Here is a 19288-nt window from a genome sequence, read left to right as displayed (position 1 = left end):
TTGCCTCGGGGAGGAATTATTCCCCCAGCCAGCTCGCGACCCACACCAGGGGCGCGTTCCAGTTGATGGCGATTTCGTTCATCGTATAGGTCCCGACCTCGTCGGCCCAGCAGGTCATCGGCGCGCATTTCCCGCGCATCTTCATCGCGACCGGATCGCTCATCGAAATGCTGTTGGGGCCGCCCGAAATCACCCCCGGCGGCGGCGGCGGCGTGGTCGGATCGATCGACTGCGCCCAGAAGCGGTGATGCGGCCGCGCCATCGGCCGCGCGCCATAGCCGGTCACGAACGAGCGATCGAGCGGGTTGCGGCCCAGCACCCAATCGAGCGCGTCGATCACGCCGTCGCGATACTTCGCCTGCCCGGTTAGATCGTGCGCGATCGCGAGCAGCATCGCGCGATTGAGCACATTGGACGTCGAACCCCAGGGATAGCCGGGCGGCGAATAGGGAATCTTATAGCCGTTGCCGGCACGTTCGGCGAGGAAAGCGTCGGCCGAGGCCACCAGCGCGGCGCGCAGCCGCTCTTGCTCGGGGCGCGGAATCGCGGTCGGCACCGTCGCCAGCGTGATCGCGCCGAGTGGCGCGACGTTGGGCCAGCCCGGCTCGACCCCGGGCTTCGCGAAATGCGGCGAGGCGCGGACTTCCGCCAGATAAGCGGGCTTGGCGGTCGTTGCGTACAGCTCGGCCGCGGCCCAGTAGAATTCGTCGGTGAGATCGCGGTCGCCATAATGGCCGCTGCCGGTGAAGGTCGCGACCGCATAGACCTGCGGATTGCGCTTCGCCGCCGCCCAGGCGCGCTCGCTCGCCTGCAGGCAGCGCGCCGCGAAAGCGGGATCGATGCCTTTCCAGATGCGCGCGCACTGGGCGAGCGTCGCCGCGAAGTTGAGCGTCGCCGCCGTCGAGGGCGGGTGCAGCACCCGATCCTCCTTGTCCTCGTGCGGCAGCGTCGGCAGCTCGGTCCATGCGCGATCGGCGACCTTGTGGTGGACCATCCCGCCGATATCGAGCTGTCGGAACGGCAGCGTCACCGGCCCCTGCTCTCCGGCGGCGGGCTTGCCGACCGGCAGCATCATCCGCTTGCCCTCGGGCACCTGCATGCCCAGGAAGAAGCCGATTTCGTAGCGTGCCTCATCGAGCAGGTCGCTGACGCCGTTTCCGGCCTCCGGGATGTTCAGCGATCCGTCGGCGAACGGTGCCTTCCCCTTGCGCGCCTGATATTCATGCGCGTTGAGCAGGGTCCAAAGCGTGATGCCGCCATTGACGACATATTTCCCCTGATCGCCCGCGTCATACCAGCCGCCGGTGACGTCGAGCGAATAGCCGCAATCGGGCCATTCGGTCCCGCGCTCGTCCTTGCCCGACACGCACTGCGCCACTTCGTTGGTGTGGCCCGCCGGGCGCGCCCATTTGCCGGCAAAGCGCGCGTCGATCGGCATGCCGGCGCGGTGCAGGTAGAAGAAGTGCAGCGCATCGCGCGCGAGCCCGGAGCGGGTGCCTGGCTTGATCGCGAAGCGTCGGCTCTGCTGCCCCGCCACGTCGAGCCGATAGCCCTCCCCCGCCACGGCGCCGGCCAGGTCGATCGCATGGACATGCTCGCCCGACGCCGCGTCGTCGCCATGGACGATCGTCATGCCGCGCAACACCGACTTGCCCGACGGATCGACCAGCTGCCAGGCGAGCGGCGCCTTGGACGGATGCGCCAGCATCGCCCGCTTGGGCCCCGACGGATCGAGCCCGAGCTGGTTGAGCCGGATCGGGCTGGGCGCTTCCTGCGCAACGGCAGGCGTCGCCAGCATCAGCGCGAGCGCCGGCGGCACGGCGTAGCGAACCACCATCACCGCCCCGACTGCGCATGCACTCCGAACACCGCGCCGACGAAGCCGCCGGCGGTGCGGGTGCTCAGCATCTTGGCGTCGGCCGAGCCCACGATGCGCCACTGGCCCGGGCGCAGCGCGTAGGACAAGGTGTAGCGCGCATCGTCGACGGCGATCCTGAACTGGACCGGCGCGCCCGCCGCGCCGGGCAGCGGCGCCGATCCGATCGTGGTGCCGCCCGCGGGCTCGGTCGGGCCGGCGCGTCGCACCGCTTCGATCATCCGTTTGCCGCCCCGCTGCACCACGTCGATCGACAGCCAATAGTCGTCGCTCTGCAGCGCGACCAGCCCGGCCCGATCGCCGTCCTTCGCGGGCGCGAACCGCACGACGGTTTCCGCCGCCGCCTTCCGGTGCTGCTGCCGCCGCGCCAGGAAGGAGGGGTTGCCATTGTCGCCCAGCCCTTCCGGGCGCGGATCGAGCAGCAGTGCACCCTTTTCGAAGCGGTACCAGTTCGATCGCGGGTTGCGCATCATCAGCCAGTTGATCGGCAGATTCGGCCCGTCGAACGTATCGCGCACCGCCATCGGGCCATTGGTGGGCAGCAAGGGCGGCCGGGCGCGCGGCAATTCGGGCAGCGGGTGGAAATAGGGGATTTCCTTGCCCAGCGGCAGGATGCGGGGCCAGCCATCCACCCAGGTCACCGGCAGCAGGAAGGTCTCCCGGCCGGTATTATAATGGTCGCCCTCATAAGGCCGCACCGCGAGGAAGGTCGCCCACCATTTGCCGTCGGGCGTGGTCACAAGCTGGGCATGGCCGGCCGACGTGATCGGATTGGCGCGGTCGCGCGGCAGATCGCGCTGCGTGAGGATCGGATTGGACGGATTGGGGAGGAAAGGCCCGGTGACGCTGCGCGAGCGCAGGATCACCTGACTATGCCCCTCGGCGGTGCCGCCCTCGGCGCAGCTGAGATAATACCAGCCGTCCTTCCGGAAGATGTGCGGCCCTTCGATCCAGATCGGCTTCTTCGAAAAATCGACGCCGCCGTTCACCAACAGGGTGCGCGGGCCGAAGCTCTTGAGCGTCTTGCGATCGAACTCCTGGATCCAGATCGCGCGGTGGCCCTCATATTCGGGCTTGCCTTCGGGCGGGCCGTTGTTGAGGATCCAGGTGCGGCCATCGGCGTCGAAGAAGAGCGACGGATCGATCCCGCCGTCGAGGTCGGGGAGCCATACCGGATCGGACCAGGGGCCTCCGGGCTTGGTCGCGGTCACGACGAAATTGCCGCCGCAATCGACGCAGGTGTTGAGGATGTAGAAGATCCCGTCCTTGGCCTGGATCGTCGGCGCAAACACCCCGCGCGATAGGCCGAGCTTCTTGAAGTCGAGCTGGCCGGGGCGATCGATCGCGTTGCCGATCTGGGTCCAGTTGACCAGATCCTTGCTGTGGAAGATCGGGATGCCGGGGAAGTAGCTGAAGGTCGAGGTGACCAGATAGAAATCGTCGCCGACGCGGGTCACGCTGGGATCGGGATAGAAGCCCTGGAGGATCGGGTTGCGATACTCTCCTGCCTTGGCCGGCCCGATCGGATCCTCGCCGCGATAGTCGAACCAGTCGAAGCGGGCGCTATTCACCTGCGCGACCGCGCCGGCCGGAGCCAGCGCGAGCATGATCGCTGCGATCGAGATCGAAAAAGAAGCGCGAGAGCCGCCGGACATCGCTTTCACTCCGTACCATATTGGTTTGCGTTCAGAAAAGGAAGCTGGCCCTTGCGGTACGCTCATTCGCCGCTTCCCGGCGCATAGGGCGTCCGAATCGCCTTATAATGTTCGAGATCGTGCGGCGGGGCGGCGTGGCCAACGGGGAGCGGACGCTTCGAGACCGACTGGAAATAGGCGATCGAGGCATCGCGCCACCACTTTGCCTCGTCATGCTGGATGGCGAGATAGTCGCGTACCTCTTCCCAGCGGCGGGCATCGATCTTGCCGCGCAGCGCATCCCACTGCGCCTGCATGCGCTTCACTTCGTCGACGCCGCGATCGTAGCGGACGACCAGTTCGTCCCACACGCTCCGGCCCGATTTGGTGCGATGCTCCCAGGGAACGTGGTGGAACCAGAGCAGCAGTTCCTCGGGCACTTTTTTGCGATCACCCCATTGCCGGACAAGCGGTGGCGCATATTGGCCGAGGCCGTTGCTGCCGCTGGCGGTGCGATCGAAGCCGATCCCGTTAGCGTCGGCCTTATGATAGTAGACCGGGTTCCATTCGGGGCGAGCGAGATCGGCGACCCAGGGGCCGGGGCCATAATGGTGGCCGGTGGCCATCAGATGGGTGAGCCCGAGCGGAGTCATATAATCGACCACCGCCTCGCGCGAGCGCATCATCATCGACACGATCGGATCGACGACCGCGGGATCGTTGCCCCAGGTCATCCGCGCCCAGTCGCGCGCGATCGGCTCGGCCTTGGCCTCGGGATCCCAGGCAAAGCGGCCATAGGCATACCAGTTCGCCTGGTCGAATTGCGAACCGGACCAGTTCACGTCGCTGCCGATATTGGCGACGCCGGCGATACCGGTGACGGCGCCCTTGTCGACCGGCTTTTCGAGGATCTTGGCGACCGTCGCGCCCTTGCGCGGGCGGAAGGTGTCGGCCTGCAGCACCTCCTCCCACATCGTCCCGAGATAAGCGAGGTGGGTGGCGAAGCCGAGATATTCCTTGGTGATCTGGAATTCCATCATCAGCGGCGTCTTCGGCATCGCGCCGAACAGCGGATGGAAGGGCTCACGCGGCTGGAAGTCGATCGCGCCATTCTTGACCTGGACGAGGACATTGTCGCGGAATTTGCCGTCGAGCGGCTCGAACTCGGTGTAAGCCTGCTTGTGGCGATCGTCGGGGTTTTCGGCGGCGTAGACGAAGGCGCGCCACATGACGACGCCGCCATGCGGGCGCAGCGCGTCGGCGAACATGTTCGCGCCGTCGGCATGGCTGCGCTTATAGTCGTTGGGGCCGGGCTGGCCCTCCGAATTGGCCTTCACCAGGAAGCCGCCGAAATCGGGGATGACCGCATAGATTTCGTCGATCTTGGCCTTCCACCAGGCGGCGACCGCGGGGTCGAGCGGATCGGCGGTCTTCATCCCGCCGATCTCGATCGGGGCGGAAAAGCGCGCGGTCAGATAGACCTTGATCCCATAGGGCCGGAAGACTTCGGCAAGCGCCTTCACCTTCTGGATATATTCGGGGCGCAGCACGTCGGCATTGGCATTGACGTTGGTCAGCACGGTGCCGTTGATGCCGATCGAGGCGTTGGCGCGGGCATAATCGGTGTAGCGCGGATCCTTGTACCCCGGCAGCTTCTGCCAGTCCCAGATCGACTGCCCCGCATAGCCGCGCTCGACATGGCGATCGAGATTGTCCCAATGATTGAGGACGCGCAGCTGCAGCTTGGGCCGGTCCGAAATGTCGAGGTTGCGCAGCGATTCGCCGAGCTGGGCGCGCTTGAGCAAGGCAAATACGCCATACAGCAGGCCGACGTCGCGATTGGCGGCGATCACCGTCGCGCGCTGGCCGTTCATGGTCACGCTGCGAATCAGGAAGCCTTCCGTGCCGAGGGTGGCCAGCGGCAGATTGAGCGAGGCGACGAGCGCGGACGATTCGGGCGTGCCGAGGACGATCGCGCCGGGGGCGTCAACGCTGGTCGCGACCGCCAATTGACCGGACTGCAGGCCCGACATGCCCCGGACCAGTTCCTGCGCGGCGACCTTCAGCCTATCACTGCTGCCCTGGGCGACCAGATAGCGCGCCTCGTCGCGAAGTTCGGCGCGGCGCTGCTCCGGCAAGGGCTGATAGCGCAGCCACAGGTCATAGCCGGTTTCCGCCTGCGCGGCGGACGGCGCCATCGCAGCCAGGAGCAACAGCAACAAGGCAAGAATCGGACGCATGCAACCTCTCCACTGGGCCGGTCGATCGCCGGCGTTGACAAGCCGATAGCAGCTTGCTCATGGTAGCGCTACCAACACGGCGCACGACGATGTGCCTTCAAGGAGAGGCATATGCACGTCGAGAAATTCGGATGCGGCGGACTCGCGCATGGCTGAAATCCTATCGGCGCGGGTGATCGTGACCTGCCCGGGGCGCAATTTCGTCACACTGCGGATCGAGACCAAAGACGGCGTATACGGGCTCGGCGACGGCACGCTCAACGGTCGCGAGCTCGCGGTGGTCGCCTATCTGCAGGAGCATGTCATCCCCTGCCTGATCGGGCGCGACGCGCATCGGATCGAGGATATCTGGCAGTATCTCTACAAAGGCGCCTATTGGCGGCGCGGCCCGGTGACGATGGCGGCGATCGGCGCGGTCGACATGGCGTTGTGGGACATCAAGGGGAAGGTCGCCGGCCTGCCCGTCTATCAGCTGCTAGGGGGCGCCAGCCGCGAGGGCTGCATGGTCTATGGCCATGCCAATGGCGCCACGATCGAGGAAACGATCGAGGCCGCGCTGCGCCACCGCGAGGAAGGCTATAAGGCGATCCGGCTGCAGTCGGGCGTGCCGGGGCTGGCCGCGACCTATGGCGTCGCGAAGAACGGCCAGCGCTACGAGCCCGCCGACGGTTCGCTGCCCAGCGAGAGCCTGTGGTCGACCGAGAAATATATGCGCTCGGTCGCGCCCTTGTTTGAGGCGGGACGCGAGGCGCTGGGCTGGGACGTGCATCTGCTCCACGACGTTCACCACCGGCTGACGCCGATCGAGGCGGGGCGGCTGGGCAAGGACCTGGAGCCCTATCGCCTGTTCTGGCTCGAAGACGCCTCCCCCACCGAGAATCAGGCGGGGTTCCGCATCATCCGCCAGCACACCACGACGCCGCTGGCGGCGGGCGAGATCTTCAACACCATCTGGGACGCCAAGCAGCTGATCGAGGAGCAGCTAATCGATTTCGTCCGCGCGACCGTGGTCCATGCCGGCGGGCTGACGCATCTGCGGCGGATCGCGGCGCTGGCCGACCTGTACCAGGTGCGCACCGGCTGCCACGGTGCGACCGACCTCTCGCCGGTCAGCATGGCGGCGGCGCTGCATTTCGGCCTGTCGGTGCCCAATTTCGGCATCCAGGAGCTGATGCCGCACACGCCGGAAACCGATGCCGTCTTCCCGCACGCCTACACGTTCGCGAACGGCATGATGCATCCGGGCGACGCGCCCGGGCTGGGGGTTGAGATGGACGAGGAACTGGCGGCGACATACGAGTATCAACGCGCCTATCTCCCCGTCGCACGGCTCGAGGACGGGACGATGTTCGACTGGTAAGCGCGGGCGCCACGGACAGAGACGAATGCCTTCAGGCTATAGCGGCTCGTTCAGAAATATCGTGATAGTCTCGCCCGACGCGTTAGGACAGGTGCAGAGGAGAGCAGGTGATGACTGCCGCGGCGGCAACGGCTTCGTTGGGCCCCCTGCTTGGGCAGGGCGGGCTCGACGCGTCGGCGCTGTATGGCTTGTCGGACCGGCTCGGCGCGCTGCATGCCGCCGCCCCGCGCGGCGATGCAGCCTCTTTCTGGGCGCGGCTCCAGGCGCTTGCCGGCTCGCGCGCGCAGCGGCAGGAGCTCGAGCGCCAGCGCGAACATCTCAAGCGGCGGGCGCAGGCCGGGCGGGTGCGGCGAATCGGCGAGGACGGCGCGAGCGAGGATGTGCTGTTCGACCTGGCGCGCCCGCTGACCCGGCTGATCCGCGATCGCGAGCTCGTCGAGGCGAGCATCGTCTCCAATCGCTATGCCGACGTGACTCCGCAGGGGGCGACCGGCTGGGGCGTGCTGCCGCTGTTCGTCTCGCTGCAGGTCGCCGCTGCCGGCGACCCCGCGCTGGCCGATACGCTGCTCGACCCATCGCCGCCGCGGCTGGTGGCGATTGGCGGCCTTTCGGGCACGGGCAAGTCGACGCTGTCGCGCCTGCTGGCCAGCCGCGTCGGGCGCCCCCGCGGCGCGCGGATCGTCCGCTCGGACGTGTTTCGCAAGCGGCTCGCGGGGCTCGCCCCCGAAATGCGGCTGCCGCCCGCGCATTATACGCGGCACAGCGACGAAGAGACCTATGAGGCGATGTTCGAATCGGCCGACGATCATCTCGCCTGCGGAAGCTCGGTGATCCTCGACGCGGTGTTCATGAGCCGCAGCGAGCGCGAGGTGGCGGAGGCGATCGCGGCGCGGCGGCGGGTGCCCTTCACCGGCATCTGGCTCGAGGCGCCCGAGCGCGACCGGCTGGCGCGGGTGGAAGCACGGACCAACGACGCCAGCGACGCGACCGCCGAAGTGGTGCGCGAGCAGTCGCGGCGATCGGTGGGCGCAGTCGGCGGCTGGCACCGGATGCGAGTCAACCGGCCGATCGAGCTGATCGTGCCCGCCGCGCGGGCCGCGCTCGAACGGGCGCGCTGAGCGTGCCGCTGATCGCGACGCTGACGCTCAACCCCGCACTGGACGTATCGACCGAGACGGCGGAGGTCCGACCGACTCACAAACTGCGCTGCAGCGCGCCGCGCTACGAGCCCGGCGGCGGCGGGATCAACGTCGCGCGGGTGGTGCATGCGCTGGGCGGAGCGGTGACCGCCGTCTATCCGAGCGGCGGGCCGACCGGGGCGATGCTCGACAGCCTGTTGCGCGCGGCGGGCGTCCCGATCGTGCCGGTGCCGATAGCCGGGATCACGCGTGAGAGCTTCACCGTCGACGAAGGGGGCAGCGGCGTGCAGCATCGCTTCGTGATGCCGGGGCCGAGGCTCGACGCAGAGGAGCTGGCGCGGCTGATGGACGCGCTGACGGGGCTGGCGGGACCGCCCGCCTATATGGTGGCCAGCGGGAGCCTGCCCCCAACTTGCGATCCGGCCATCTTCCACGCGCTGAGCGATCTCACCCGCCGGATCGGGGCGCGGCTGGTGATCGACACATCGGGCGCAGCGCTTGCGGCGTGCGAGGGCAGCGGCGCCTATCTGATCAAGCCGAGCCTGCGCGAGGTCGAGGATCTGGTCGGCCGCGCCCTTACGACCGAGGCCGACGAATGCGCGGCGGGACGCGAGTTGCTGGCGCGCGGATTTGCCGAAGTGGTGGTGATCTCGCTCGCCGAGCGCGGAGCGTTGCTGGTGAGCGAGGATACAGAGCTGCGGATGGCGGCGATCGACGTGCCGGTGGGCAGCGCCGTCGGCGCGGGCGATTCGATGGTCGGCGCGATGACGCTGGCGCTCGCCCACGGCAAGACGTTGGAGGACACGCTGCGCTACGGCATCGCCGCGGGCGCGGCGGCGTTGATCACACCGGGATCCGAACTGGCCCGGCGCGACGACGTCGAGCGGCTTTACGCCGCGGCTCGGTCCGCTTCGGCGTCCGGTGCGGCGAAAAGGCCGTGAAGCGCCTCGATCATCGCGCGCGCCTCGGCGCTGGCAAGCGAATAATAGATCATCTGTCCGGCGCGACGCGGCGCGACCATACCTTCCCGGCGGAGCAGAGCGAGCTGTTGCGACACGGCGGTGTCGCGCGCGCCGGTTAGCCGGGCGAGCTCGCCGACGGGTTTCTCCCCATCGAGCAAATGGCATAATAGCAACAGTCGGCTGCGACCCGACAGTGCCTTGAGGAACAGCGACGCGCGGTCGATCTCAGCAATCAATTGGTCTTTCACGAGCGGACGACTATGCCCGGATTGCAATGGTTGCAACCGCTAGCGTACGGATTTTATGAGACATTTGTTAAGTTGCCTGCTGCGGGATAACTAATCGTGACGATGGACCTTTTCGGCGCGCCGGCACTGCCCGGGCTCGGATATCGTGCGAACATCGTTTCGGGTCCGGAAGAATCGGCCTTGATCGCGGCGATCGACGCCGTCGAACTGTCACCGTTTCGTTTCCAGGGCTGGGAAGGCAAGCGGGTTACCGCAAGCTTCGGCTGGCGCTACGATTTCGACGATCGCAGCTTCACCCAGGGCGATCCGCTGCCGCTGTGGCTGCTGCCGCTGCGGGACAAGGCCGCCGCCTTCGCCGGTCTGCCGGCCGATGAACTCGTCCATGCGCTGCTGATCCGATACGATCCCGGCGCCGGTATTGGCTGGCACAGGGATCGGCCGGTATTCGACCATGTCGTAGGGGTGTCGCTCGGCAACCAGACCACGATGCGCTTTCGGAGGCGCACGCCGCGCGGGTTCGAGCGATTCGCAGCCCCGCTGGCGCCACGCTCCGTCTACCATCTGCAGGGTCCGGCGCGACACGAATGGGAGCATAGCATCGCGCCGATGGAGGTGCCGCGCTGGTCGGTGACCTTCCGCACTCTCAAGCGTGGGTCCTGATCGCTAGCCGCACGCTCCGGTGCGCCGCCCCTCCAGCCGCTCGGCGAAGGGCGAACCGTCGGCCACGCCCTGGGTGTCGACCGTCACCACCCGCGGCGTCTCTACTGCGATCGTCGTGCGGCCATGGCCATGGCTCGGGCAAGTGTAGCGGACGGTCGCCGCAGCGGCGCTATTTTCCATCACGAACTGCTGGCATGGCGCATTGGCGTGCATGATCTGGAGAAGAACCGCGGGATTGCGCAGGCACATGTTGCGCACCGCGCCGTCGGCGCCCCGGAACTGCCACTGGCCGCGCTCGATTCCGTTCAAGGCGGTGAGTGCGGGGGTGCGCTGGGCGGTGGCGCCTCCCGCGGCGACAAGGATCAGCAATCCGGCAAGGGCCGGCCGAATCAAAGGCGAAAGCACCATCAACAACTCCCCGCGCGGAAGCAGTCCCCGCGCCCTAAAGCCGAATCATGCGCCCCTGAATACGCGATATGGACGGACGATATCCAATTACAACGGCTGTGAAACAAAATCCGCGAGCGCCACCGGGAATTGCTTCGAGCAAAAGGCGCAGTCGACGCTGATCACGCCATTCTCGTCCGCCATTTCGGCGCGTTCCTCTTCGGGGAACTTCGAAAGGACCTGGGTGATATAGTCGGCGCCGCAGCGGCAACCGCGCACCAGATCGGTGCCGCCCAGCAGCCGCACTTCGGGCTCCTCGTTGAACAGGCGCCAGACCAGATTCTCCAGCGGGATGGCCGGATCGGCGAGTTCGTCGGCGCCCATCGTCGATGCCAGCGCCTCGACATGCTGCCATTCGGGATGATCGAGCCGCGCATGCAGCCGCTCGCGGCCATTCTCCCCGTCGGGCAGATGCTGGAGGAAGATGCCGCCGGCGATCAACTGGCCCTCGCGCGTCCGCCGCACGCCCAGCCGCACCAGGCTCGGTATCTGCTCGGACTGGAGGAAATAGCTTTCGGCCGCTTCCGCCAGCGATTCCCCGTCGAGCGGCACGATTCCCTGATAGCGCTCCTTCGTCGTCACCTGGTCGAAGGTCACGGCCAGATAGCCCTTGTTGAACAGTGCATAGAGCGACGGATTGTCGCCCAGCGTCGCCAGCCGATCGGCATCGAACTGGACATAGCCGCGCAGCTCGCCGCCGCGATAATCGCACACCATCAGGCTGACGATCCCGCCCTGGTTCTGCGCCTGCAGCGTCATCTGCCCCTCGGCATCCTTGAGCGTCGCGCCCAACAGCGCCGTCAGCGTCAGCGCCTCGGCCAGCAGCCGCTCGATCACCGGCGGATAAGCGTGGGCGGACAGGATCTGCTCGAGCACCGGCCCCAGCCGGGTGATCCGCCCACGGGCGTTGCGCGCGGGGATCGTGAAGCCGGCGACGCGATCGAGATCGGTGGTGGGGGGCGTGAGGGTCGGCATGATCATACTTTCGTCAGCCCCGCGAAAGCGGGGACCCATCTCCCAGGAACGCCGCAAATGCGGCGGATGTCTTGGTCGATAGGGCAGGAGATGGGTCCCCGCGTTCGCGTGGATGACGATAAGGTAGGTATTCGAACCCCGCCTTCAACTCAGCCGATCTGCCCGAAGCACCAGCGCAGCACCGACTTCTGCGCATGCAGCCGGTTCTCGGCCTCCTGCCAGATCAGCGACTGCGGCCCGTCGATCACCTCGGGAGTCACTTCCTCGCCGCGATGCGCCGGCAGGCAATGGAGGAACGCCGCGCCGGGCTTGGCCGCGGCCATCAGCGCCGCATCGACCTGGAACGGCATCATCGCCGCCAGCTTGGTCTCCGCATGTGCCTGCCCCATCGAGATCCAGGTATCGGTGACGATCACGTCCGCGCCTTCGACGGCCTCGCGCGCCGTGCCGACCACCCGCGCGCGCCCCTTGCCGCGAGCGACATCCTCGTCGCTCGGCTGGAAACCCTGCGGGCTCGCCGCCACCACCTCGAAATGCATCAGCCCCGCCGCCTCGATGATCGAGGCGAGGACATTGTTGCCGTCGCCCAGCCAGGCCACCTTGAGCCCCGGCAGCGGCCGCCCGCTCTCGATGATCGTCAACAGGTCGGCCATGATCTGGCAGGGGTGCGAGGCGTCGGTCAGCCCGTTGATGACGGGGACCGAGGCATAGTCCGCCATCTCGACGACCTTGGAATGATCGTCGGTGCGGATCATGATCGCGTCGCAATAGCCGCTGAGGATCCGCGCGGTATCGGCGATGCTCTCGCCCCGGCCGAGCTGCATTGATCCCGAATCCATCACGATCGAGGTGCCGCCGAGCTGGCGGATCGCCATGTCGAACGACACGCGGGTGCGGGTGCTGTTCTTCTCGAAGATCATCGCCAGCACATGGCCCGCGAGCGGGGCGTCGGCGTCGGCCTTGCCCTTGGGCCAGCCTATCCGCGCCGCCTTGCGCTCCAGCGCATCGGCCAGCATCGCCGCGACGCCGTCACCGCCGGCGTCCGAGAGATCGAGGAAATGGCGCATCTTAGATCCTCCCCGGCACGGGGAGGGGGACCGTTCGCGTAGCGAATGGTGGAGGGGGGGCGCCCCAAACCACCAGCTCGCGGAGAGCCCCCTCCACCATGCTACGCATGGTCCCCCTCCCCGTTCCGGGGAGGATAAAATCAATCATCGCTCGGAATCCCGAACGACCGCGCGCCCGCGCTAAGCCGTTCGACACACTCCGCCACATGCCCCTCATCAATCACAAGCGGCGGCAACACCCGGAACACATTCTCCCCCGCCGCCACCGTCAGCAACCCATGGTTATCCCGCAGATGCGCCACGAAATCGCGCGCCACCGCCGGCTCCTTCATCTTGATCCCGAGCATCAGCCCCTTGCCGCGAATCTCCTCGAAGAGATGATCGTGGTTCGGGATCATCTGCTCGAACGCCTGGCGCAGCCGATCCCCCATCGCCACGACATGCTCGAGGAAGCCTTCCTCCAGCATCACGTCGAGCACCGCCTGCCCCGCCGCCATCGCCAGCGGATTGCCGCCATAGGTCGAACCGTGGGTGCCGATCACCATCCCCTTGGCGGCTTCCTCGGTCGCAAGGCAGGCGCCCAGCGGGAAGCCCGCGCCGATGCCCTTGGCGACGGTCATGATGTCGGGCTCGATGCCATAATGCTCATAGGCCCACATCTTGCCGGTGCGGCCATAGCCGCACTGGATCTCGTCGAGGATCAGCAGCAGGCCATGCTCGTCGCATGCCTTGCGGAGCCCCTGGATGAATTCCGGCGTGCCCGCGGTCATCCCGCCCTCGCCCTGCACCGTCTCGACCAGGAAGCCCGCAGTCTCGTCGTCGATCGCGGCGAGCGCGCCCTCCAGATCGTTGAACCGCACATAGTCGAATCCCGGCAGCAAGGGCTCGAAGCCGTCGCGCATCTTGGCCTGGTCGGTCGCCGAGATCGCCCCGATCGAACGCCCGTGGAAGGCGTTCTTGAAGGTGATCAATTTGTGCCGCTGCGGGTTGCCGTTGACATAATGGTAGCGCCGCGCGGTCTTGATCGCGCATTCGATCGCCTCGACGCCGCTATTGGTGAAGAACACCGTATCGGCAAAGCTGATATCGACGATCCGCTGCGCCAGCTTTTCGCCCTGCGGGCTGCCGTAGAGATTGGAGACATGCATCAGCGTCGCCGCCTGGTCGGCGATCGCCTTTACCAGATGCGGGTGGCCATGCCCCAGCGCATTGACCGCGATGCCGGCCGCGAAATCGAGATACTGCTCGCCGCGCTCGCCATAGAGGTACACGCCCTCGCCTCGCACCGGACGCACATCGCACCGCGGGTAGACGGGCATGAGCGGGGTAATCGGCATGGGAACGGTACTCCTTCAGTAATGCTGGCTCGAAGCTCCAGAAACGCAAAAGGGCGGCCAACCGGACCGCCCGGAGCGGGTGTTTACCGGCGAGGCGGGTGTGGCGTCAATATTCCATTGGGCAGCAGGCTATGCCCGCTAGCTCTTGGTCTTCCAGCCCTTGCGCAGCAGGGCGTAGCAAAGCAGCCCCAGCGCCACGTCGATCGCCAGGATAAGCGCACTGCCCAGCAGGATCGGCGAATCCGCCACCCCCAGGAAACCGTAACGGAACCCCGAGATGATGTAGAAGAAGGGGTTGAGGTGGCTGATCGTCTGGAACAGCGGCGAAAGCTTGTCGACCGAGTAGAAGGTGCCCGACAGCAGCGACAGCGGCGCCACCACGAAATTGCTCACCGCCGCGGCATGATCGAACTTCTCCGCCCAGATCGAAGTCAGCACGCCGAGCATCGAGAGAAACACCGATCCGAGCAGCCCGAACCACAATACCGCCCACAGATGCCGTGGCACCACGTCGACGCCCGGCCAGAAGGCCATCGCCAGCCACACCGCCGCGCCCACGCAGAAGGCGCGCGTCACCGATCCGCCGACCAGTCCCGCCAGCAGCTCGCCGGTCGACAGCGGCGGCATCAGATAGTCGACGATCGTCCCCTGGATCTTGCCCACCAGCAGCGAGAAGCTCGAATTGGCGAAGGCATTCTGCAGCATCCCCATCACGATCAGCCCGGGCGCGATGAAATTGGCGAAGTGGATCTGGTTGCCCTGCAGCTCGACCGTGCGCCCGCCGCCGCCCAGCGCGACGGTGAAGATCACCAGGAACAGCAGGGTCGTCACCGCCGGCGCCCAGATCGTCTGGAGCTGGACCTTGAAGAAACGCCGCACCTCCTTGATATAGAGCGTACGAAGCCCTCCCCAATTGACGTTGCGAATCACCGCTACGCCGGGTTCGGGAAGGTTGTGACCGATTTCAGGGTGGCTGCTCATCGCGCGTTCGCGTAACCGCTGCATAGGCTGCCTGCAAGGCGAAGGAAGAATATGAGCTGGACCGACGAGCGTATCGATACGCTGAAGAAGATGTGGGACAGCGGCATGACCGCGACTCAGATTGCCGAGCAACTCGGCGGCGTCTCGCGCAATGCCGTGATCGGCAAGGCGCATCGCCTGGGGCTCCCCGCGCGCCCTTCGCCGGTGAAACCGAACGAAGCCAAGGCCGCGGCGGCGGCCGCCCCGGCTGCTGCTCCCGCCGAGCCCAAGGCCGCTGCGCCCGTCGCCCCGCCGCCTGCACCCAAGCCCGCGCCGGTGGCAGCCGCCCCGATCGACGACGAGCCCGAGGATGATTTCGAGGCCGTCGCCTCCGAGCCCAAGGAGCCCAGCGAGCCCAAGGCGCCGGTGATGCGCTCGGTCGGCCCCGGCGGCTTCCTGCGCCAGAATCCCGGCGAGCAGTCCGCCCCGATCACTCCCGCCCCGCCCCGCCGCCTGGTCCCCGCCAAGCCGAGCGAGGCGATCGCGGGCAAGACCGGGCTGCTCGATCTCAACGACCGCATCTGCAAATGGCCGCTCGGCCATCCGGGCGAGCCGGACTTCCACTTTTGCGGCGACAAGGTGAACCCGGGCTTCCCGTATTGCGTCGCGCATTGCGGCCACGCCTATCAGGCCCAGCTCCCCCGCCGCGATCGCCGTCCGCCGCCGCCCTTGCCCTTCGGCGGCCCGCGGGTTCGTTAATGGACTCACCAGGCGTTGCGCAGTAATTTGCGCGGATGAGCGACACTTCGGAACTCACTTTTCAGCTTCTGAAGCGCCTTCACGCCGAGTTTCCGGACTTCCGGCGCGATCAGGCGTCGGTAAAGATGCGGCTTGGCTCGCTGGAGCAGCACGTTGCGACGATGTCGGTGGATATTGCTCGCATCAATGTCGAACTCGATCACATCCGCGGCGATGTTGGCCTGATAAAGCGCAGGCTGGATCTCGCCGACGCCTGAAGCGCCTCCGCTGGGTGGATACGAAAAGGGCCGGCGGATCGCTCCGCCGGCCCTTCTCATGCGCAATCGCCTAGCGATCAGAAGCGATAGGCCGCCGTCGCGCGCACGCCGTGCGTCTCGAAGCGATTGTCGCTGCGGCGGAAGTCCGTGCCGGCGGCACCCAGCAGGAACGGATTGTTCGCCGGCGTCGCCGGGCTGGTCAGCGCGCCGGCGCGGACGCTGTAATCGTCGTCGTTCAAACGCGTGTAGAGATACTCCACGCCGATCGAGAAGTTGGTGCCGACCTTCTGCTCGACGCCGCCGCCGGCTGCCCAGCCCCAGACGTCCTTGTCTTCGCTGGTCACGGTGAACGAATTGGCGCGGTTGCTGGTCGCGAAGTCATGATCGACCTTGGCATAGGCGCCGCCGCCGGTCGCATAGATCAGCGTGCGGCCGCCGGCTGCATAGCCCGCGCGCAGGCGCAGGCCGGCGTTCCAGTCGATCGAGCGAGTCATCGTATAGCTCGCGGGCGTCGTGCTGAAGGCGGTGACGCTGTCGCTGATCTCGGTCCGGCCGATATCGCCCACCACGCCGACGACGAAATTGCCGCGCTGGACGTCGAAGCCGAGCCGTGCCGCATAGCTGGTGCTGTCGCGATCGTCGCCGCAGCCGGTGCCCGGCGCGCTGCTGGTCGCGGTGCCGCCGCAGAAGCCGGGCGAGAAGGCGTTGGGCGCGTTGGTCGCCGAGGTCACCACGGTATCGCCGAAGCTGCCGTTGAGGTCACGGTCGAACTGGACGGTTTCGTCATTGTCGCTGCGCTGGAAGGTGTGGCCGAGCGAACCGCCGATATAGGGTCCGCTGAATTCCTGGTCTTGGGCGAAGGCGGGGGCGGTGAATGCCATGAGGCCGATGGCGCCGAGCAGGGCGCCGTTGAGGGTACGCATAGGTTACTCCGGTTATACTAAGGCCCCGGATAACGAAGCCGGACTCCGCGAGTTGCTCCATTCGCCGCATTGCAGCAGAAGCCGGCCGCAACGTTGTTCCTCTTTTGTTCTTGCTCAGGCATTGATCGCAGCCTATATCCGTTCGCACGAAGAAGGAGGCGACCATGTTCCTGCAGCAAATCCAGACCTTTGATCTTGGCACCGCGTCCGAGGGCGAAGCCCGCAGCATCGGCAGCATCCTCAAGGATATGCCCGCGCTCGCCGCCATCCTCGCGACCTGCGGCCGGCCCTGACCCCGCCTCGTCCACAGCCTCCGGTGCACCCCGCCTTGCGCGCCCGATTCCCGTGACCCTATACCGCCCCCATGGCTGAAGATCTGTTTGCCGCGCCCGGCGTCCCCTCCGACACCTATGACGCCTCCTCGATCGAAGTGCTGGAGGGGCTGGAGCCAGTCCGGCGGCGCCCCGGCATGTATATCGGCGGGACCGACGAGCGCGCGCTCCACCATCTCGCCGCCGAAGTGCTCGATAATGCGATGGACGAGGCAGTCGCCGGCCACGCCAGCCGGATCGAGATCACGCTCGAGCCCGGCAACCGGCTGACGATCGTCGACAATGGCCGCGGCATCCCGGTCGATCCGCACCCCAAATTCCCCGACAAGTCGGCGCTGGAGGTCATCCTCTCGACGCTCCATTCGGGCGGCAAGTTCGACGGCAAGGCCTATGCGACAAGCGGCGGCCTCCACGGCGTCGGCGTCAGCGTCGTCAACGCGCTCTCGATCGACACCGTCATCGAAGTGGCGCGCGACAAGCAGCTCTATCGCCAGCGATTCAGCAAGGGGCTCACCCAGGGCCCGCTCGAGCATCTCGGCGGCACCCCCAATCGCCGCGGCACCAGCGTCGCCTTCACCCCCGATCCCGAAATCTTCGGGCCCGAAATGCACTTCAAGCCGGCGCGGCTCTACAAGCTCGCGCGGTCCAAGGCCTATCTGTTCGCCGGCGTCGAGATACGCTGGAAATGCGCGCCCGAGCTGATCGGGGACGACACGCCAGCCGAGGCGGTGTTCCAATTCCCCGGCGGCCTGGCCGATCATCTCAAGGAGCAAGTCGCCGGCCGCGAATGCGCCACCGCTGAATTCTTCTCCGGGTCGCAGGATTTCCCCGGCGAGGCGCAGGGCCGAGTCGAATGGGCGGTCGCCTGGCCGTTGTGGAGCGACGGCAGCTACAGCTGGTATTGCAACACGATCCCCACCCCCGACGGCGGCACCCACGAGCAGGGGCTGCGCACCGCACTCACCCGCGGCATCCGCGCGTTCGGCGAGCTGGTCGGCCAGAAAAAGGCCAAGGACATCACCGCCGACGATCTGATGGTCGGCAGCGAGCTGATGCTCTCGGTCTTCATCCGCGAGCCGCAATTCCAGAGCCAGACCAAGGATCGCCTGACCTCGCCCGAGGCCGCGGGCCTCGTCGAAAAGGCGGTCCGCGACCATTTCGATCATTATCTTGCCGACCGGATGGACCGCGGCAAGGCGTTGCTGGCCTATGTCCTCGAGCGCATGGACGAGCGGCTCAAGCGCAAGGCCGAGCGCGAGGTGAAGCGCAAGACCGCCACGTCGGCGCGTAAGCTCCGCCTCCCCGGCAAGCTCACCGATTGCTCGTCGGACGATCCCAAGGGCACCGAATTGTTCATCGTCGAGGGGGATTCGGCCGGCGGCTCGGCCAAGCAGGCGCGCGATCGCAAGACCCAGGCGATCCTGCCGATCCGCGGCAAGATCCTCAACGTCGCCTCCGCCACCAGCGCGAAGATTCTCGCAAATCTCGAAATCGCCGACCTGATCCTGGCGATGGGCTGCGGTACGCGCAAGGACTGCGACGCCAGCCAGCTGCGCTACGAACGCATCATCATCATGACCGACGCCGATGTCGACGGCGCGCATATCGCCACGCTGCTGATGACCTTCTTCTTCCAGGAAATGGCCGACATCGTCCGCAACGGGAATCTGTATCTCGCCCAGCCGCCGCTCTATCGGCTGACGGTGGGCTCGAAGAGCCTCTACGCGCGCGACGACGCCCATCGGCTCGAGATCGAGGCGAAGGAATTCAAAGGCAAGAAGGTCGAGGTCAGCCGCTTCAAGGGGCTGGGCGAGATGAACCCGAACCAGCTCAAGGAGACGACGATGGACCCGGCCAGCCGGAGCCTGCTGCGCATCACCCTCCCCCAGGAATATGAGGAGCGCGCGGGCGTGAAGGATCTGGTCGACCGGCTGATGGGCAACAATCCAGCGCACCGCTTCGCCTTCATCCAGGAAAATGCCGCGCGGCTCGACGAGGAAGTCATCGACGCCTGACCAACGCCTGAGCAGCCCATCCTCCCCCTGGCGGAAGAGGATCATCCAAATTTTTTCACACCTCCCCGTAAGCAATTGCCCCCACCCGCGACTAAAG

The 19288-nt window shown here is 66.7% G+C and carries 18 protein-coding genes; 8 read left to right on the top strand and 10 right to left on the bottom strand.

What is annotated here, in order from left to right:
* Nucleotides 1–16 precede the first annotated feature (16 nt).
* The 3 genes from OKW87_RS16170 to OKW87_RS16160 all read right to left on the bottom strand — a co-directional run bounded on the left by OKW87_RS16170 (nt 17) and on the right by OKW87_RS16160 (nt 5750).
* Nucleotides 17–1837 (bottom strand): glycoside hydrolase family 9 protein, encoded by a 1821-nt coding sequence (locus tag OKW87_RS16170; protein WP_265544160.1) that lies wholly within the window; start codon nt 1835–1837, stop codon nt 17–19.
* Nucleotides 1837–3531, bottom strand: coding sequence for a glycoside hydrolase family 43 protein (locus tag OKW87_RS16165; protein ID WP_265541018.1), 1695 nt, complete (start codon nt 3529–3531; stop codon nt 1837–1839). Before OKW87_RS16165 ends, OKW87_RS16170 begins: the two co-directional genes overlap by 1 nt.
* 62 nt (nt 3532–3593) lie before the next feature.
* Entirely contained in the window at nt 3594–5750 is a 2157-nt protein-coding gene (locus OKW87_RS16160) for an alpha-glucuronidase family glycosyl hydrolase (RefSeq protein WP_265541016.1), read from the bottom strand.
* Nucleotides 5751–5898: 148 nt separating this feature from the next.
* On the opposite strand from OKW87_RS16160, the gene manD reads away from it, so the two are divergent.
* From manD to OKW87_RS16145, 3 genes are all read left to right on the top strand, one after another.
* Entirely contained in the window at nt 5899–7110 is a 1212-nt protein-coding gene (manD, locus tag OKW87_RS16155; protein ID WP_265541014.1) for a D-mannonate dehydratase ManD, read from the top strand.
* 110 nt (nt 7111–7220) lie between these two features.
* A complete protein-coding gene (locus OKW87_RS16150; protein ID WP_265541012.1) occupies nt 7221–8228 on the top strand; it encodes an AAA family ATPase in 1008 nt (335 codons plus the stop codon).
* A gap of 2 nt (nt 8229–8230) precedes the next feature.
* Nucleotides 8231–9190, top strand: a complete 960-nt coding sequence (locus OKW87_RS16145; RefSeq protein WP_265541010.1) for a 1-phosphofructokinase family hexose kinase — start codon at nt 8231–8233, stop codon at nt 9188–9190.
* Here OKW87_RS16145 and OKW87_RS16140 read toward each other — a convergent pair.
* Nucleotides 9139–9459, bottom strand: a complete 321-nt coding sequence (locus OKW87_RS16140; protein WP_265541007.1) for a helix-turn-helix domain-containing protein — start codon at nt 9457–9459, stop codon at nt 9139–9141. The two genes, OKW87_RS16145 and OKW87_RS16140, sit on opposite strands and share 52 nt — an antisense overlap.
* A gap of 102 nt (nt 9460–9561) precedes the next feature.
* Between OKW87_RS16140 and OKW87_RS16135 the strand changes: the two genes are divergently transcribed.
* Nucleotides 9562–10119, top strand: coding sequence for an alpha-ketoglutarate-dependent dioxygenase AlkB (locus OKW87_RS16135; RefSeq protein WP_265544159.1), 558 nt, complete (start codon nt 9562–9564; stop codon nt 10117–10119).
* 3 nt (nt 10120–10122) lie between these two features.
* Here the strand turns inward: OKW87_RS16135 and OKW87_RS16130 are convergent, their stop codons facing one another.
* From OKW87_RS16130 to OKW87_RS16110, 5 genes are all read right to left on the bottom strand, one after another.
* Nucleotides 10123–10527: a DUF3617 domain-containing protein gene (locus OKW87_RS16130; protein WP_265541005.1), complete on the bottom strand. Its 405-nt coding sequence runs from the start codon at nt 10525–10527 to the stop codon at nt 10123–10125.
* A gap of 87 nt (nt 10528–10614) precedes the next feature.
* The gene (gene hslO / locus OKW87_RS16125) at nt 10615–11541 is read right to left on the bottom strand and encodes an Hsp33 family molecular chaperone HslO (RefSeq protein ID WP_265544158.1); all 927 of its coding nucleotides are present in this window, start codon (nt 11539–11541) and stop codon (nt 10615–10617) included.
* A 149-nt stretch (nt 11542–11690) separates the two neighbouring features.
* A complete protein-coding gene (gene argF, locus OKW87_RS16120) occupies nt 11691–12608 on the bottom strand; it encodes an ornithine carbamoyltransferase (protein ID WP_265541003.1) in 918 nt (305 codons plus the stop codon).
* Between the two features lie 140 nt (nt 12609–12748).
* Nucleotides 12749–13945, bottom strand: a complete 1197-nt coding sequence (locus OKW87_RS16115; RefSeq protein ID WP_265541002.1) for an aspartate aminotransferase family protein — start codon at nt 13943–13945, stop codon at nt 12749–12751.
* Between the two features lie 138 nt (nt 13946–14083).
* Nucleotides 14084–14926: an ABC transporter permease gene (locus OKW87_RS16110; protein WP_265541000.1), complete on the bottom strand. Its 843-nt coding sequence runs from the start codon at nt 14924–14926 to the stop codon at nt 14084–14086.
* Between the two features lie 51 nt (nt 14927–14977).
* Here OKW87_RS16110 and OKW87_RS16105 point away from each other — a divergent pair, with 51 nt between their 5' ends.
* A complete protein-coding gene (locus tag OKW87_RS16105; RefSeq protein WP_265540998.1) occupies nt 14978–15664 on the top strand; it encodes a GcrA family cell cycle regulator in 687 nt (228 codons plus the stop codon).
* A 35-nt stretch (nt 15665–15699) separates the two neighbouring features.
* Nucleotides 15700–15921 carry a hypothetical protein gene (locus OKW87_RS16100; RefSeq protein ID WP_265540995.1) on the top strand — a complete coding sequence of 74 codons (222 nt, stop codon included), beginning with the start codon at nt 15700–15702 and terminating at the stop codon, nt 15919–15921.
* A 77-nt stretch (nt 15922–15998) separates the two neighbouring features.
* Here the strand turns inward: OKW87_RS16100 and OKW87_RS16095 are convergent, their stop codons facing one another.
* On the bottom strand, nt 15999–16844 hold the full coding sequence (locus tag OKW87_RS16095) for an outer membrane protein (protein ID WP_265540994.1): 846 nt from the start codon (nt 16842–16844) through the stop codon (nt 15999–16001).
* 164 nt (nt 16845–17008) lie between these two features.
* Between OKW87_RS16095 and OKW87_RS16090 the strand changes: the two genes are divergently transcribed.
* Both OKW87_RS16090 and parE read left to right on the top strand, forming a co-directional pair.
* Nucleotides 17009–17137 carry a hypothetical protein gene (locus OKW87_RS16090; protein ID WP_265540993.1) on the top strand — a complete coding sequence of 43 codons (129 nt, stop codon included), beginning with the start codon at nt 17009–17011 and terminating at the stop codon, nt 17135–17137.
* Nucleotides 17138–17208: 71 nt separating this feature from the next.
* On the top strand, nt 17209–19191 hold the full coding sequence (parE, locus tag OKW87_RS16085) for a DNA topoisomerase IV subunit B (protein ID WP_265540992.1): 1983 nt from the start codon (nt 17209–17211) through the stop codon (nt 19189–19191).
* The last annotated feature ends 97 nt before the right edge of the window (nt 19192–19288 follow it).

Source organism: Sphingomonas sp. M1-B02, assembly GCF_026167525.1.
Lineage (GTDB): Bacteria > Pseudomonadota > Alphaproteobacteria > Sphingomonadales > Sphingomonadaceae > Sphingomonas.
The sequence above is the reverse complement of the archived record's forward strand: the minus strand, read 5'-3'. Positions and strand labels throughout refer to the sequence as shown.

Bases quoted from the DNA above. Each gene is read 5' to 3' on its own strand.
- OKW87_RS16095 (WP_265540994.1), bottom strand. From the start codon at position 16,844: ATGCGTACCCTCAACGGCGCCCTGCTCGGCGCCATCGGCCTCATGGCA.
- OKW87_RS16150 (WP_265541012.1), top strand. From the start codon at position 7,221: ATGACTGCCGCGGCGGCAACGGCTTCGTTGGGCCCCCTGCTTGGGCAG.
- OKW87_RS16090 (WP_265540993.1), top strand. From the start codon at position 17,009: ATGTTCCTGCAGCAAATCCAGACCTTTGATCTTGGCACCGCGTCCGAG.
- parE (WP_265540992.1), top strand. From the start codon at position 17,209: ATGGCTGAAGATCTGTTTGCCGCGCCCGGCGTCCCCTCCGACACCTAT.
- OKW87_RS16170 (WP_265544160.1), bottom strand. From the start codon at position 1,837: ATGGTGGTTCGCTACGCCGTGCCGCCGGCGCTCGCGCTGATGCTGGCG.
- OKW87_RS16100 (WP_265540995.1), top strand. From the start codon at position 15,700: ATGAGCGACACTTCGGAACTCACTTTTCAGCTTCTGAAGCGCCTTCAC.
- argF (WP_265541003.1), bottom strand. From the start codon at position 12,608: ATGCGCCATTTCCTCGATCTCTCGGACGCCGGCGGTGACGGCGTCGCG.
- OKW87_RS16115 (WP_265541002.1), bottom strand. From the start codon at position 13,945: ATGCCGATTACCCCGCTCATGCCCGTCTACCCGCGGTGCGATGTGCGT.
- manD (WP_265541014.1), top strand. From the start codon at position 5,899: ATGGCTGAAATCCTATCGGCGCGGGTGATCGTGACCTGCCCGGGGCGC.
- OKW87_RS16165 (WP_265541018.1), bottom strand. From the start codon at position 3,531: ATGTCCGGCGGCTCTCGCGCTTCTTTTTCGATCTCGATCGCAGCGATC.
- hslO (WP_265544158.1), bottom strand. From the start codon at position 11,541: ATGCCGACCCTCACGCCCCCCACCACCGATCTCGATCGCGTCGCCGGC.
- OKW87_RS16110 (WP_265541000.1), bottom strand. From the start codon at position 14,926: ATGAGCAGCCACCCTGAAATCGGTCACAACCTTCCCGAACCCGGCGTA.
- OKW87_RS16160 (WP_265541016.1), bottom strand. From the start codon at position 5,750: ATGCGTCCGATTCTTGCCTTGTTGCTGTTGCTCCTGGCTGCGATGGCG.
- OKW87_RS16130 (WP_265541005.1), bottom strand. From the start codon at position 10,527: ATGGTGCTTTCGCCTTTGATTCGGCCGGCCCTTGCCGGATTGCTGATC.
- OKW87_RS16105 (WP_265540998.1), top strand. From the start codon at position 14,978: ATGAGCTGGACCGACGAGCGTATCGATACGCTGAAGAAGATGTGGGAC.
- OKW87_RS16135 (WP_265544159.1), top strand. From the start codon at position 9,562: ATGGACCTTTTCGGCGCGCCGGCACTGCCCGGGCTCGGATATCGTGCG.